The sequence below is a fragment of the Labrenzia sp. THAF82 genome (genome assembly GCF_009363435.1).
GTDB lineage: Bacteria > Pseudomonadota > Alphaproteobacteria > Rhizobiales > Stappiaceae > Roseibium > Roseibium porphyridii.
In genome coordinates this window covers 4,581,027-4,596,079 of the sequence record NZ_CP045354.1, presented here as the reverse complement: position 1 = coordinate 4,596,079, position 15,053 = coordinate 4,581,027, and the positions used below count along the sequence as shown (strand labels likewise).

The 15,053-nt window shown below is 55.7% G+C and carries 9 protein-coding genes; 7 read left to right on the top strand and 2 right to left on the bottom strand.

The annotated features are described in order from the left end of the window. Window positions 1-134: 134 nt before the first annotated feature. The 3 genes from FIV00_RS21145 to FIV00_RS21135 are packed head-to-tail and all read left to right on the top strand — an operon-like array spanning window position 135 to window position 5,206. Entirely contained in the window at window positions 135-821 is a 687-nt protein-coding gene (locus tag FIV00_RS21145) for a response regulator transcription factor (protein WP_173006089.1), read from the top strand. Then, a complete protein-coding gene (locus tag FIV00_RS21140) occupies window positions 805-2,253 on the top strand; it encodes a HAMP domain-containing sensor histidine kinase (RefSeq protein ID WP_152502614.1) in 1,449 nt (482 codons plus the stop codon). The genes FIV00_RS21145 and FIV00_RS21140 overlap by 17 nt, the downstream gene beginning before the upstream one ends. Then, window positions 2,216-5,206, top strand: coding sequence for a bifunctional [glutamine synthetase] adenylyltransferase/[glutamine synthetase]-adenylyl-L-tyrosine phosphorylase (locus FIV00_RS21135; RefSeq protein ID WP_152502613.1), 2,991 nt, complete (start codon window positions 2,216-2,218; stop codon window positions 5,204-5,206). Before FIV00_RS21140 ends, FIV00_RS21135 begins: the two co-directional genes overlap by 38 nt. Window positions 5,207-5,224: 18 nt before the next feature. Here FIV00_RS21135 and FIV00_RS21130 read toward each other — a convergent pair whose 3' ends face one another. Together FIV00_RS21130 and pepN are read right to left on the bottom strand one after the other, a co-directional pair. Further along, window positions 5,225-7,435, bottom strand: a complete 2,211-nt coding sequence (locus tag FIV00_RS21130; protein ID WP_371419542.1) for an ATP-binding protein — start codon at window positions 7,433-7,435, stop codon at window positions 5,225-5,227. 301 nt (window positions 7,436-7,736) lie between these two features. Beyond that, window positions 7,737-10,382 carry an aminopeptidase N gene (gene pepN / locus FIV00_RS21125; protein WP_152502611.1) on the bottom strand — a complete coding sequence of 882 codons (2,646 nt, stop codon included), beginning with the start codon at window positions 10,380-10,382 and terminating at the stop codon, window positions 7,737-7,739. Window positions 10,383-10,591: 209 nt separating this feature from the next. On the opposite strand from pepN, the gene FIV00_RS21120 reads away from it, so the two are divergent. From FIV00_RS21120 to FIV00_RS21105, 4 genes are all read left to right on the top strand, one after another. After that, window positions 10,592-11,089 (top strand): class I SAM-dependent methyltransferase, encoded by a 498-nt coding sequence (locus tag FIV00_RS21120; RefSeq protein ID WP_152502610.1) that lies wholly within the window; start codon window positions 10,592-10,594, stop codon window positions 11,087-11,089. Between the two features lie 31 nt (window positions 11,090-11,120). After that, window positions 11,121-12,299: a CaiB/BaiF CoA-transferase family protein gene (locus tag FIV00_RS21115; RefSeq protein ID WP_152502609.1), complete on the top strand. Its 1,179-nt coding sequence runs from the start codon at window positions 11,121-11,123 to the stop codon at window positions 12,297-12,299. A gap of 15 nt (window positions 12,300-12,314) precedes the next feature. After that, window positions 12,315-12,908 carry an NUDIX domain-containing protein gene (locus tag FIV00_RS21110; RefSeq protein WP_152502608.1) on the top strand — a complete coding sequence of 198 codons (594 nt, stop codon included), beginning with the start codon at window positions 12,315-12,317 and terminating at the stop codon, window positions 12,906-12,908. Between the two features lie 95 nt (window positions 12,909-13,003). Continuing rightward, window positions 13,004-14,875, top strand: a complete 1,872-nt coding sequence (locus tag FIV00_RS21105; RefSeq protein WP_152502607.1) for an adenylate/guanylate cyclase domain-containing protein — start codon at window positions 13,004-13,006, stop codon at window positions 14,873-14,875. Window positions 14,876-15,053: the final 178 nt, after the last annotated feature.

The following is a 15,053-nucleotide window of genomic DNA, read 5'->3' as shown; positions in this document are numbered from 1 at the left end:
TGCCCCCAAACCCCGACAGGCCGGTCTTTGCCTAGGGTTTAGCCTCTAAACCCGCACTGACTGGCGGCGGCGTCTCACATCCATCGCCGCCGCCAGCCATTTTCATTCTGCGCAACTCACGGTAAAAGGAAGCTATGTTGAGGATTCTTGTTATCGAAGATGATCCCGAAGCGGCCAGCTACCTCGTGAAGGGCCTGACCGAACTCGGGCACACGGCCGACCAGGCCGCAGACGGGCAGACAGGATTGCAGATGTCGCTGGACAGCGACTACGACATCCTCATTGTCGACCGCATGTTGCCCCGGCTGGATGGACTGTCCGTGATTCAGCAGCTTCGCGACGAAGGCAATCATACACCGGTGTTGATCCTTTCCGCCCTCGGTCAGGTGGATGACCGGGTCAAGGGCCTGAAAGCCGGCGGTGACGACTATCTGCCCAAACCTTATGCCTTTACCGAACTCCAGGCGCGTGTCGAAGCGCTTGCCAGACGGCCGAAATCCGCCAGCCAGGTCGAAACAACCTATACCGTCGGTGATCTGACACTTGACCGTATGGCGCATTCCTGCCGCCGGGGCGAAACCGAAATCCCTCTTCAACCTCGAGAATTCCGTTTGCTGGAATACCTGATGCAGAATGCCGGTCAGGTGGTCACCCGCACTATGCTTCTGGAAAATGTCTGGGAGTATCATTTCGACCCGCAAACCAATGTGATCGACGTTCATATCTCGCGCTTGCGTGGCAAGATCGACAAGGGCTTCGCCACACCGCTTCTGCACACCATCAGAGGTGCTGGATACACGATCCGTGACGCGGCTCACTAGATTTACCCGAACGACGGCATTCAAGCTGTCGTTGCTCTATGTCGGCGTTTTCACGGTCATGTCCGGTTTTCTGGTCGTTTACGTGGCTGAAAACACCGACCACCTGATGTCCGAGCAGGTCGTTCAATCCGTCGATTCCGAGCTTAAGGGATTGGCGGATGTGTACGTTCGCGGTGGCGTCCGTGATCTGGTGGAAACCATCGACCGTCGCTCCAGACATCCTGATGCCAGTCTCTATCTGCTAACCGACTTTGCCGGCAATGCCCTGGTCGGAAACATTGCCCGCCTTCCGACCGTTGTGCTCGAAGAAGCCGATGGCGGATTGCGCCGCGTACGCTACACGAGGCTTGGTCAGAATACCGAAGATATTGAACGCCAGGCCATGGTGCGCACGTTTGAGCTGCGCGGCGGCTTTCGTCTTCTTGTCGGACGGGACCTCGGCGATCAGCTGAAATTCTCCAATTTGTTGGCGAACGCGCTGCGGCTCTGGCTCGTCGTTATTGTTCTGATGGGCGCGATCACCTGGTTCTTTGTCAACAGCCGCGTGATGAAGCGTATCGACGATATCTCCGCCACCAGCCGGACCATTATGCACGGCGATTTGACAGGCCGGCTGTCTGTTGCGGGCAATAATGATGAATTCGATCGGCTTGCGATCAATCTCAACACCATGCTGGAACGCATCGAGCTGCTCATGCAGTCGATGAAAGACGTGACCGACAACATCGCCCATGACTTGAAAACGCCTCTGACGCGCCTTCAGACACGCATCGAAATCGCATTGCGCGATGCAAAGGGAGAAGAGGGGTATCGCGACGCTCTCGAAGCCACACTCGATGAGACCGACCACCTGCTTCGGATTTTCAATGCATTGCTGAGGATCGCCAGAATTGAATCGATGGCGCCTGGAACGGTCATGGAGCCGACAGATCTGAACAAGATGGTCGCGGAAATCGCAGAGCTCTATGAACCGCTCGTTGAAGATGAAGGCGGGCGCCTTGAGACCGACGTGCCGGCCGGCCTATACGCTGAATGCAACAAGGACCTGATCAGCCAGGTTCTGGTCAACTTGACTGAAAACGCCTTGAAATATGGCCGCCCTATAGAAGGTGATCTCGTGATCCGAATGTCGGCACGTCTGGAAGATGACCGGGTGCAGCTGTCGGTCAGCGACAACGGTGCTGGTATTCCGGAGAAGGATCAGGACCGGGTGAAAGAGCGCTTCGTGCGTCTAGAAGAAAGCCGTTCAGAACCTGGAACCGGCCTTGGATTGAGCCTTGTCAAGGCAGTCGCCCGCTTGCATGGAGGAGAGTTGCGCTTCAAGAATGAGACGCCGGGCCTGTCCGCCCGGATCGACTTGAAGCCGGCAGAGCCGGATGGCAGCGGGAGTGGAAATGGACAAGACGGGAAAACCGGAGAGAAACCCTCTTGATGGCAAAATTGGCACCAGAGGTCTTCTTGCTGACCGGATAACCATCGTCCCGACAACGCCCGATCCGGACCATGCAGACCTTTTTCTGAAAGACCTGCTGGATCATCCTGAAGCGGGCGAACTCCTGAAAAACCTGATCGGGGAAAAACCGAACCTGGGCGAATTTCTCTCAGGCATTATTTCCAATTCCCCTTATTTGCGCGACCTGATGCTTGCTGATCCGCCGCGCTTGTTGGCCTTGCTGCAGGAGGTGCCAGAGGAGCGCATCGGTCGACTGTTGTCAGAAGCAGAAAATGCAGTCGCGGAAGATGAAGACGGTATCATGCAAGCGCTCAGACTGTTCAAGCAGAACCTTGCGCTGACATTGGGGCTGGCGGATGTCTGCGGAGCAATTGAGCTGGACCAGGTAACGGGCGCGCTTGCCGGTTTCGCCGACGCGGCTCTGACAGCAGCCATCCGGTTTTGCCTCAAGGATCTGACCCGCCGCAACAAGTTTTCGCCTGTTGACGCCGAGCGGCCTGAGGTTGACAGCGGAGTGATCGTGCTTGCAATGGGCAAACACGGTGCAAACGAACTCAATTATTCTTCAGACATCGATCTGATCGTGCTCTACGACCCGGACAAGGCACCAATGTCCGGCAATGCAGAAGCTCCTGTAGAATTTGTTCGTATGACCCGTCGCCTGGTAAAGATCATGCAGGACAGAACGGCAGACGGTTACGTCTTTCGAACAGATTTGCGCCTGCGTCCCGATCCGGGCGCAACGCCGCTGGCAATGTCCGTTCCCGCAGCATTGGTTTACTATGAATCTCTCGGGCAGAATTGGGAGAGAGCAGCACTGATCAAAGCCCGGCCTTGCGCTGGCGACATTCCGGCAGGCGAGGAATTCCTCAAAGAAATTGTGCCTTTTATCTGGCGCAAGTATCTGGACTTCGCAGCGATTTCGGATGTGCAGTCGATCAAGCGGCAAATCCATATGCACAAAGGCCACGGCGCCATTGCCGTTGCTGGCCACAACGTCAAGCTTGGACGTGGCGGTATTCGAGAAGTGGAATTCTTCGTTCAAACGCAGCAGCTGATTGCAGGTGGCCGCAATCCTGAACTGCGTGGGCGCCGGACACTTGAAATGCTTGATGCGCTTTGCGATGCGGATTGGATCCGGGTGCGCGCAAGAGATGAGTTGAGGAACGCCTATGTCTTCTTGCGGGATGTGGAACATCGCATTCAAATGATGAATGACGAGCAGACCCAGCTTTTGCCAAAAGACAGCGAGGGTCTCAATCGTGTCGCCGCATTGATGGGGTTTGAAGGCCTGCCTGAGTTCGAGAAAGTCTTGCTCGATCATCTGCGCAAGGTGCAGCATCACTATGCTGAACTCTTCGAAGACGAGCCCGGCTTGTCGTCAGAGCTGGGCAATCTGGTCTTCACCGGTGATGATCATGATCCCGATACGCTGGATACCCTGGCGAGGCTCGGCTTTCAGCAGCCGTCCGAGGCCGCCAACATTGTCAAATCCTGGCACTTCGGCCGCTATCCCTGCACACGGTCGACCAAGGCCCGTGAGCGCTTGACCGAAATGCATCCCTCACTGATCGGAGCGCTCGCGGCAACGGACAACGCGGATTCGGCGCTAAGAGCATTCGACAGTTTCCTGTCCAAACTCCCCGCCGGCGTGCAATTGTTTTCGCTTTTGAGATCGAACCCGCAGTTGCTGTCGTTGCTTGCAACGACCATGGGAGCTGCCCCGCGCATGGCCGAAACGGTTTCAAAGCGCGTGCATGTTCTGGATGCGGTCCTTGATCCGGCCTTCTTCGGTGCCATGCCAAGCGTACAGGAGTTTCGCGTCGGTCTTGATCGTACGCTTGCACAGTCTCGCTTTTACGAAGAAGCCTTGGACAGGGCGCGCATCTTTACTCAGGAACAGCAGTTTCTGATCGGCTTGAGGTTGATCTCAGACACGCTTTCCGCCGACCGGGTCGGGTTTGCTTTGGCCAGACTGGCCGAAGTTGTTGTCGACCGCATCCTGCGGCAGGTGATTTCTCATGTCGGTGAGAACCACGGCAGTGTTCCAGGGGGAGAAGTCGCGGTTCTTGCCATGGGTAAACTTGGCGGACGTGAGATGACCGCTGCCTCGGATCTCGATCTGATCTTGCTCTATGAAGCTCCGGAGGATGTCAAAGAGTCCGACGGACGACGGCCATTGGCGATTTCACAATACTACACCCGCCTGACGCAAAGGCTTGTCACCGCTCTGTCTGCGCCCACAGCAGAAGGCTCTCTTTATGAGGTTGACTTCAGGTTGCGTCCATCCGGCAACGCTGGCCCATTGGCAACAAATCTGGGCGGCTTCATCGCCTACCAGGAAAAGGAAGCGTGGACCTGGGAGCATATGGCTTTGACCCGAGCCAGAGTGATTGCGTCGTCGTCACCGGAGTTCAGAGCCAGGATTATCGGGAACATCTGCGAGACGCTGACCAAACCACGGGATCTTGCGCAACTTGCCAATGACGTGCGGGCCATGCGGGCGCGCATTGAAAAGGAAAAGGGAACTAAAGATGTCTGGGACCTGAAACAGGTCGCCGGTGGCTTGGTCGATATCGAATTCATTGCTCAATTCCTGCAACTGGCCAATGCCCAAAAGAGCAAAGAGATCCTGGCGCAGGGAACAGAAGAGGCGCTGGAAAAACTGCGGGACGCTGGCTTTCTGGCACTCGGCGATGCGGAGTTGTTGCTGGAGGCGCTGCGGCTCTATCACAGACTTACGCAGATCCTTCGGCTTGTGCTGTCCGGCAAGTTTGTGCCTTCGGAGGCTCCAGGTGGCGTGCTTGACCTGCTTGTTCAGGCGTCCTCGAGCCCGACATTTGTGCGACTGGAGGCGGAGCTGGCGGAACTGCAAAGTAAAGTTCGTTCAGTGTTCGTGCGATTGATTGGAAAAGTCGAGATCGAGGAATGATCGGTCTGCGCGGCGCGACTAGGCGGCTTCTGCCTCGGCAATTGGAAGCGTGAAGCTGACGGTCGTACCCTTTTTGACCTCAGATTCAATTGTCAACTTGCCGCCATGAAGTTCAACGAGTGAACGCGCGATGGCCAGTCCAAGGCCGGAGCCCTGGTGGGTCTTGGTGAACTGGTTTTCAACCTGCACGAACGGTTGCGCGAGACGTTCTATGTCGCGCTCGGATATGCCTATGCCCGTGTCTGTCACCTCGAAGCGCAGCTTGTCGCCGCGCGGGATGGCCCGCAGTGTGACTGTGCCGTTGTCCGGTGTGAATTTCACTGCATTGGCAAGCAGGTTCAGGAGGATCTGCTTCAGCGCCCGTTTGTCTGCCAGCACCTGGTAGTTGTCCGAAACGTCCTCGACCACGGTGATGTTCTTTTCGGTCGCCGCGCCAGTAACGATCCGACCCGCATCTGCCGCCGCTGCTGTCGCGCTGACAATTTCGGTTTCGATGGACATGCGCCCGGCCTCGATTTTGGACATGTCGAGGACGTCGTTGATCACATTGAGCAGGTAAGTTCCGGAGGAATAGATGTCCTTGCAATAGTCATTGTAACGATCAGTGCCGAGAGGTCCGAACATTTCTTGCGTCATGATATCGGAGAAGCCGATGATCGCATTGAGCGGTGTGCGCAGCTCATGCGAAATATTTGCAAGAAACTCTGATTTGGCCTGGTTGGCAGCTTCAGCCCGTGTCTTTTCTTCCTGGTATTTGTCGGCCATTTCCACGAGCTGGCGTGCCTGGATTTCAAGTGTCTGACGGGATTTCTGCAGATCGGAAACCGTGGCCTTCAACCGTTTCTCCGACTCCATCAGTTTTTCTTCGTGCTTTTTCAGCGCGGTAATGTCGGTGCCGACGGAAACGAAGCCACCGTCTTTGGTGCGGCGCTCGGAGATCTGCAGCCAGCGGCCGTCTTCCAGTTGAGCCTCATAGGAGCCTTCAGGCGCTCCACCACGCTGTGTCACGGTGATCGGCTTCGGTGCGACTTCCGAATTGGATGCGGCCTCCATGACAGCCTGATAGGGCGTTCCCGCCTTGATGACCGCGCTCGGCAGGCTGTGCAGTGACTGATAGTTGGAGTTGCAGATGACCAATTCGTTTTTGGCATTCCAGAGAACAAAAGCCTCCGAAATGGTCTCGATCGCGTCACGCAAACGCAGGTCAGCCATTCGGCTTTGCTCCGCTAGCTCATGCTGTTCGGTGATGTCGATGCAAATACCGATGAGATGCGGTTCTGCGCGGCCAGGTTCTGACTGGATCTCACCGCGAGCGCGAAGCCAGATCCAGCTTCCGTCTGAATGCCGCATGCGAAAAGTCTCGTCGACCAGTGTTTCGCCGCTTTCAAGCAGGTGTTCTGCAAGGCCGAGAAGGTCGATATCATCCGGGTGCGTGATGTCTGCGACATCTGCAAAGCTCAGAATATCGTCTTTCGGCTCTCGCCCGAGCAACTCGTAGAGCGAAGACGACCAGAACATCCGGCCTCTGGAAAGGTCCCAGTCAAAGAGACCGCAGCGACCGTGGGTGAGGGCGGTATCAATGCGTCCTCTTGTGGTCGCATACATTTCGTCGGCAGTTTCCGCGCGTGTTGCCTGACTGAAGAAGCCGTAGATCACGGCCAGAAGAACCAGGGACGTTCCGACGAACAGGGTTACGTTGGCCGAAAGATCGTTGCGCCAGCTCGAATAGATGTCCGTTTCCGGCTGAATAACGGCGATCATGCCAAGACGACCGGACAAATGATGGACTGTCGCGAAAACTTGCTCTTCCTGGTCGAGGCCGCCGATGTCTGCGGGAATGGACAGTACACCGGCCCGTGCGCCAAAGACTGTCAGTGGCTGTGACGGGCCGAGCAAGTCGGTGATCGGCCGGCTCTCAAGACCAGGTTGAATGGGCGCAGTTGCAACGACAGTGCCTGATTTGTCGGCGACAATGTAGATGCGTCCCTGGCTGGTTGCTCCAGCTGGCAGACTGTCTGCGAGAATGCGCTTGAGCGTTGTCCTGTAGCCGGTTTCGGGCAGGGTTGTTTCTGATGCTTCGAGACTGTTTGAAACGACAGTCGCCATCAGGCTGAGGGTTGTCTGCGCCGAGCGCTGCGTGTCTGTATATCCGTTTGCCAGTTCACCGGCTCGGAATATCGCAAGGACGATGATGAAGATGATGGCGAGGCCCGGAATAAGACGGCGCATCAGGCTGTCTGATCTCGCCAGACCTGAGGAGAGGGCAGTGAGCAGAGAGCGGAGAGACAAGCTGGTGTCGCTTGTTCTTGTTTCTCCGTTTGACTCCTTATCGCCGCGCCGCGCAGATGCGTCGCCAGCCAATGCTCGCGCCATAGGAAGTGTGCCTCAAAAACCGCCGTCTCGGGGTCGACCCCGAATCACTTCCATTTGAATCAAAACATGAGTTTTTGTCCAGACCTTACCAAGAAGAAAATGGTTAACGCGGCGCCGCTTTACCGGCTGTTGCGTTAACCTTTTCCAGTATTTCACACTATTGCAGTGTTCTGTCGACGATATCGCGACTGTCTCTTGACAGATTTTCGAATGTTGAAACCCTCAAGAGGGCAGTTTCAGCAAGGGCAGAACGTTGTGGGTCTAGTGCGCGCCACGAACGAAAACTGGTCAAAAGCCTGGAAGCAACCTGTGGATTCCGGCGATCGATCTCCAATACTGATTCGGCAACAAGCTCAAATCCAGCACCGTCACCTCGTGCAAACTGTGTCGGATTTCCTGTTGCAAAGGATTGCAGCAAAGATCGCACCCGGTTCGGGTTGCCGGCATCATAGAGCGGGTGGGTCTTGAGTGCGCGAACCTTTGCCAGAGTTTCTGCTCCAGGGGCTGTCGCCTGCGTCATGAACCATTTGTCCATGGCCAGCGAATTGCTTTCATGCCGCTTGAAATAAGCGGCGAGAGCTTCTTCTTCCTTGGCAAGGTGGTCATGGACAAGCAGTGTCAGTGCGGAGATCCTGTCGGTCATATTGTCCGCTGCGGCAAAACGTTCCCAGATCGTTTCAGCAGCCCCTGCCAGTTCAGAGACGGCGATAAAGGAAAGCGCTCGATTGGCGAGTGCGCGCTTGCCGGCGCTTGCAGCATCAGGAGAAAAGGGGCCGTTTGGCATGGCAGACTTGGCAATCGACTGAAATTCAGCCCCGTGAGCGCCTGCAATGGCCTTTCGCAGTTGCTGGCGCGCCTCGTAAACGGCATCAGGATCAACGTTCTTGCCGATCTCCTGCGCCATATCGGCTTCACTCGGCAGGACTAGAGCCTGAGCGCGCAATGCTTCATCCAGCGATGCATCGGTCAGAACATTGCCGATCACGGCAATTGTATCCGAGGACGGTGCTGCGCGGTTTCCCTGCCTCGTTTCACCGGTCAGTCGCACGAGATCTTTCATCAACAGGGTTTGAACGGCCTGCCACCTGTTGAAGGGATCGCTGTCTTTGGCGGCGAGGAACACCAGTTCGTCTTGTGACAGGCTTTGATTGAGCCTGACTGGCGCGGAAAACCCTCTGAGCAGTGACAGGACGGGACGGGATGCAATATTGTCGAAGGTGATCTTCTGATGAGCCTTGTTGAGTATGAGTACGTCGCCTTGCAGGCGTGTCCCCTCGGGAGCCCCGGTATCGAGGTCATTTCCATTTGCACCAATGAGCCCGAAACGCAGCGGAATTACTGCCGGTTTGCTGTTTTTCTGACCAGGTACAGGAGGAATTTCCTGGGAGAGCGATACAGTGAATGTCTTGGAACCCTCATCGTAGTCGGTCTCGGCTGTCACAACCGGTGTGCCAGCCTGTTCATACCAACGCGAAAACTGATCGAGATTGGTTGACGCTGCTTCGGAAAAACATGCCAGGAAGGCCTCGATTGTCGTGGCGTCGCCGTCATGTCGCTCAAAATAAAGATCAAGTCCTGCCTTGAAGGCATTATCGCCAATCAGAGTTTTTAGCATTCGGACAACTTCAGCACCCTTTTCATAAACTGTGGCGGTGTAGAAGTTGTTGATTTCATGATAAGTTCTTGGCCGGACCGGATGTGCAAGCGGGCCTGCGTCTTCAGGAAACTGGTGGGATTTGAGCAATCTGACATCTGCGATCCGCTTCACGGCGCGGGAGCGCATATCGGAAGAAAACTCCTGGTCGCGGAAAACCGTCAAGCCTTCCTTCAGGCACAACTGGAACCAGTCTCGGCAGGTGATGCGATTGCCGGTCCAGTTGTGAAAGTATTCATGTGCGATCACGGCTTCTATGTTGGCGAAATCCTGATCGGTTGCTGTCTCCGGATCGGCGAGAACATATTTGTCGTTGAAGATATTAAGGCCCTTGTTCTCCATCGCTCCCATGTTGAAGTCCGAAACGGCGACAATGTTGAAGACGTCCAGATCATATTCGAGCCCAAAGACCTCTTCGTCCCAACGCATGGAACGTATCAAGGAGTCCATAGCCCAGGCGCATCGATCTTCTTTGCCGTGTTCAACATAAATGTTGAGCGCAATTTCATTGCCGGATTGCGTGGAGAAACGGGCAGGAACCCGGGCAAGGTCACCGGCAACAAGCGCAAATAAATACGCCGGTTTGGGATGCGGATCGTGCCAGACTGCAAAATGCCGCCCGCTGTCACCAAGGAGACCTTCTTCGATAAGGTTGCCATTGGCCAAGAGAACCGGACAGGCGTCTTTTTCAGCCTCCAGTCGAGTTGTGTAGACGGATAGGACGTCGGGCCGATCGAGGAAATAAGTGATACGGCGGAACCCTTCCGCTTCGCATTGCGTGCAATAGGTCCCGGACGAACGGTACAGCCCCATGAGTTTGGTATTGGCATCCGGGTCAAGGCGGGTAACAAGCTCAAGTTCAAACGGCTCCGCCGGGGGCGTGAATAGCTCCAAACGATCCGGTGCAGCGTTGAATTCGTCTTGGCCAGGCACGCGCCCGTCAATCGTCAGGGACACCAGTGCCAAATCGTCGCCGTCAAGTTCCAGCGGGGTTCCAGGGTGTGTCCCGTCTTGCCGCGTTATGGACAGTACCGCCCTTACGATGGTTTCGCTTGGCGCAAGTTCGACGCGAAGATCTACCGTCCCAATGCGATAAGCAGGCGGTTGATAGTCTTCCAGCCGGATGGCGGGCGCCGTTTCAGAACGCATCTGGATCTCCTGAGTGACAATGGCCAAGCGTTGGCAGCGGATTGGGTTCCCGCGTTAACATGATCGCGGAACATGGCAAAGTCTAGATTCCATGGCGCGCTGTCGATCCCCAATTCCAGCACCCGGTGACAGCAATTTAAGCACAGGTTTTGACGCGGCTCCGGCCTTTGTCTATGTGAGGGGCAACGTCACTTGAAGGGACATTTTGAATGAGCCGTCTGGACAGCTTTATCCGCCGCATGACCTCGCAGAAAATCTTGCTCGAGTATCTGGTCGAAAAGGTCAATCAGGTCGATGGACCGGTCCTGGAGCTGGGGTTGGGAAACGGCCGGACCTATGACCATCTTCGGGAAATCTACCCAGAAAAGGAAATTTTCGTATTTGATTTTGCCATGAATTGCCATCCGAGCTGCGCGCCGGATGCGGACCATATGATCCTCGGTGATATACGCGACACACTGGCATTTTGCGAACCTCGTGTTGGTGCAAAGGCCTCGTTTGCCCATATTGACATCGGTTCTGCCGATCCGACCAATGACCTTGCCATCGTTCACTGGCTCGCGCCTCTTTTGAACGAACGCATGGCAGTTGGCGGTTTCGTCCTGACGGCATTGAAACTGGAGCTTTCGAATTTCGAAACGCTCGACAAACCGGAAGGCATTCATCCCGGCCGGTATCACATCTACCGTAAAGTTTCGGAAACCTGATCATTCCTGACCGTTCAAGGATATCAAGACTATGAGCGCCCCACTGGAAGGCATCAAGGTTGTTGAACTTGCCCGAATTCTGGCTGGTCCCTGGACGGGTCAGACGCTGGCAGATCTTGGCGCTGATGTTATCAAGGTCGAAAGTCCGCAAGGCGATGACACCAGAGGGTGGGGGCCACCATTTGTGGATGGCGATGCAGATGAGCGCAGTGACGCTGCTTATTTCCACGCCTGTAACAGGGGGAAACGCTCAATCACCGTCGATTTCCGGACCGAGGAAGGACAGGACATTGTTCGGCGTCTTGTCGCCGAGGCCGATATTCTGATCGAAAACTTCAAGGTTGGTGGCCTGGAGAAATACGGCCTCGACTATGACAGCCTTAGCAAGGTCAATCCGAAACTGATCTACTGTTCGATCACCGGGTTCGGTCAGGACGGGCCGTACGCTCACCGCGCTGGATATGATTTCATGATCCAGGGCATGGGCGGCATTATGGATCTGACAGGCGACCCTGACGGCGACCCTCAAAAAATCGGTGTTGCCTTTGCCGATATCTTCACGGGTCTTTACGGTGTCGTGGGAGTTTTGGCTGCCCTCAGACGTCGTGATCAGACCGGCGAGGGTGAGTGGATCGACATGGCTTTGCTGGATGCCCAGGTCGGAGTGCTCGCCAATCAAGCGCTGAACTACTTTGTGTCCGGCAACACGCCAAAACGCCTTGGCAATGCGCATCCCAACATCGTTCCCTACCAGGTGTTCCCTGTCGCCGATGGTCACCTGATCATCGCCGTCGGCAACGATGGTCAATTTGTAAGACTGTGTGACGTTTTGGGGTGCCCTGAACTGCCGAAGCGCGCCGAATTTGCTTCCAACGCTGCGCGCGTTGCCGCTCGCGATGAATTGGTGCCTCTCCTGACGGAGGCAATGGCCGGATACCGCCGAGACGACCTTCTGAGCGCGCTGGAAAAGGAAGGCGTTCCTGCCGGCCCGATCAATTCCGTTGAAGATGTCTTTAACGATGAACAGGTTCGGCACCGGGGCATGAAAGTTGATCTTCCCGCATCGCAGTCAGCGACAGGAAACGTTTCTTCAGTACGTACGCCGATTAGCTTCAAGAATGGAAATCTCGTTCTTGAAAAGGCGGCTCCTGTGCTCGGAGAACACACAGAAGAAATCCTTGAGGAGCTCGGTCTGCAATCCGACTCCTGAAAATTGGAGAATTGCGTGAAAGATACAGAGTATCTGAAGGTCAAGGGCACCAAGGTTCTGGCCAATGAATGGGGCACGCTGACCCAGTTCAAGGTTGACTATCGCCGCAAGGACGGAAGATGGCAGGAGCAGATCCGTGAAGCCTATGATCGAGGCCACGGCGTAGCCTGTCTTCTGCACGACCCGGAAACGGATTGTGTGCTGCTGACGAGACAATTCCGGCTGCCGGTCTGGTTGAGCGGCTCAGACCCGTTTTTGATCGAAGCACCCGCCGGGTTGCTTGAAGGAGCGCAGCCGGAAGAACGCATGCGTCTGGAGCTGATCGAAGAAACCGGATTTGAGGTTTCCGAACTCAATCACCTTTTCGATGCCTATATGAGCCCAGGGTCCGTCACCGAGTATCTGGCATTTTTCACTGGCACTTACCATTTGAAGAATAAGGTGGCCGTCGGCGGAGGCGCGGAAGACGAAGGGGAGGACATCGAGGTTGTTCATGTTCCCCTGCGTGACGCACTTGGCATGATGCGGTCGGGCGAGATCAGGGATGCGAAGACAATTATTTTGCTGCAGGAACTTGCACTTCGGCAGTTTTCTGTGAGCAAAGGCTGAGCTGGGGACAGCTTCGATAACACTGTTACATCTCTTAAATTGACGGCTCTTTTCAGGCTAGTAAGCTGCCAGATGCAAATCGAGGATCATGGCCAATGGCAAAAACAGCACGGAATGACCGGCGTTTGAAGCTGCGCTTGGCCACCGTCGTTGGACTTGGCTTTGGGGCATTTGTCGCAATCGCCATCGGCCTTGTGCTTGGTCTTTCCGTCGCCGCCAACTTCAAGAACACGTTCTCGCTTTTGAACGACAAGGCGATTTTGAGCACGCAGGCGCTTGAGCAACAGTTGCGCACGCATTTCGGCTCGGTACAAAGTGCGGTTGTTGGACTAAAACCCTATTTCGACGACGGCACTCTCGGCTTTGAAAACCCTGAGCGTACGCTCGAAGACCTGAAAATAGCGCTCAACTCCAACAACGATATTACGACACTTGCGGTAACGGATCCCTCAGGCAAACGCATGGGGATCTATCGCGCTCCAAATGGAAAAATGTGGCGTATCGAGAGCGATGTTCCGCCGCCCGGCATGACATCGAGGGCCTTGCCAAAACTTGATGCCGACAGCCCGCCGAGCTGGGGTCCGCTGGTGGAGCATGAAGTCGGCCTTTTTGCAAATGTCTCGGTTCCGATCGTGCAAGATGGCAAGGTCAAGGGCCTGTTGACGGCCGCCAGTTCCATGGAAGACCTAACTCATATCGTGGCCTCTCAGGACGAGGGCAGGGACAATACGGTTTTCATTCTGGATGGCGACAACCGGGTCATCATGCACTCAGATACCGGTGACTTGCAGACCGGCAGCGAAATCAAGGCGAAGCTGCCCAGTGCGCTCACAACTGCCGGGGATCCTGTGCTGGCGGGAATGTCGGACGAGGAAAAGCTGACCGAGTTCGAAAAGGCAGCGGACCTAGGTATCGAGGTTTCGTTTGTTCAGGTTGGAGACGCCGAATTCATCCTGATGAAGGCCGCGCTTTCCGGTTTCAGCCAAAAGCCATTTACAATCGGCCAGTATTTTCTAGGGGCGACGGTCTCGCGTGAAGTCGAGCGTTTGGCCGGTTCCATGTTTGTCGGATTTGGAGCGCTGGTCATCTCGGTCCTGATTGCCTTCTGGATCGGACGCAGGGTTGCACGGCCTTTGCGGACACTGGCCGTTCAGTCGGAACGTGTCGGAACACTGTCCTTGAACGAAGTCGAACCGTTGCCGCGTAGCCGGGTTGCTGAGCTTGACCAGGTTGCCCTTGCCTTCAACACCATGGTTGAAGGCCTCAAGGCGATGAACACCTATGTTCCGCGTTCATTGTTCATCAAGCTGATGCGCCTTGGAGGCGGTGAAGCTGCCGAAGCAAGAGAAGCGGAACTGACGATCCTGTTTACCGATATCGTTGGCTTCACTGCGCTTTCCGAACACATGAGTGCCGAGGAAACCGCGGGCCTCCTGAACGATCATTTCGCAATTCTTGTGGAGGCGGTTGAAGGAGAGGGTGGAACCGTCGACAAGTTTCTCGGTGACGGCATGCTGGCGTTTTGGGGCGCGCCCGATGCGCGACACGATCACGCCGAAGCTGCCGTCAGAACGGCGCGCCGGATTGCTTCGGCGTTGCGTGAGGCCAATGCCAGGGCAAAAGAGAACGGAAAGCCTGAGATGTGCCTGCGAATTGGCATCCACACAGGACCGGCCGTTGTCGGCAACGTGGGAGCCCTTGACCGGTGGAACTATACCGTTGTCGGTGACACGGTGAATGCAGCCGAGCGATTGCAGACCCTCGGCAAGGAAGTTCCGGGGCACCCGGACGTCACAATCCTGGCAAGCGCGGATACGATTGCAAGGCTGCCGGAAGAAGGAAATCAGCGGGCTGTTGGCGAGCACCACCTGCGTGGACGCAGCGGTCTGATGGAAGTTTACTGGCTCGATCCGTTCCCGGTTGGCACGGTTCAGGCCAAAAACCTTCCCGTCAGTGCGGCGGAATAGAGCCTGTTTCCGGCCACTTGGCAGGCCAAGATCATGAACCGCAATAAAAAATTTTGAGAATGTGACGAACGTCACAGTCGTTTATCACTGATTTCTGCATTGCTATCGACCGGCGAATTTGGTTGTCTTTCTGTTGCAATAAGGGCTTAGTAAGCCTCTCGCAGACAATCCTTGCCGG

Excerpts from the sequence above, each read along its gene's own strand:
- FIV00_RS21145 (WP_173006089.1), top strand. The coding sequence starts at position 135 with ATGTTGAGGATTCTTGTTATCGAAGATGATCCCGAAGCGGCCAGCTAC.
- FIV00_RS21135 (WP_152502613.1), top strand. The coding sequence starts at position 2,216 with ATGGACAAGACGGGAAAACCGGAGAGAAACCCTCTTGATGGCAAAATT.
- FIV00_RS21130 (WP_371419542.1), bottom strand. The coding sequence starts at position 7,435 with ATGCGCCGTCTTATTCCGGGCCTCGCCATCATCTTCATCATCGTCCTT.
- pepN (WP_152502611.1), bottom strand. The coding sequence starts at position 10,382 with ATGCGTTCTGAAACGGCGCCCGCCATCCGGCTGGAAGACTATCAACCG.
- FIV00_RS21120 (WP_152502610.1), top strand. The coding sequence starts at position 10,592 with ATGAGCCGTCTGGACAGCTTTATCCGCCGCATGACCTCGCAGAAAATC.
- FIV00_RS21115 (WP_152502609.1), top strand. The coding sequence starts at position 11,121 with ATGAGCGCCCCACTGGAAGGCATCAAGGTTGTTGAACTTGCCCGAATT.
- FIV00_RS21105 (WP_152502607.1), top strand. The coding sequence starts at position 13,004 with ATGGCAAAAACAGCACGGAATGACCGGCGTTTGAAGCTGCGCTTGGCC.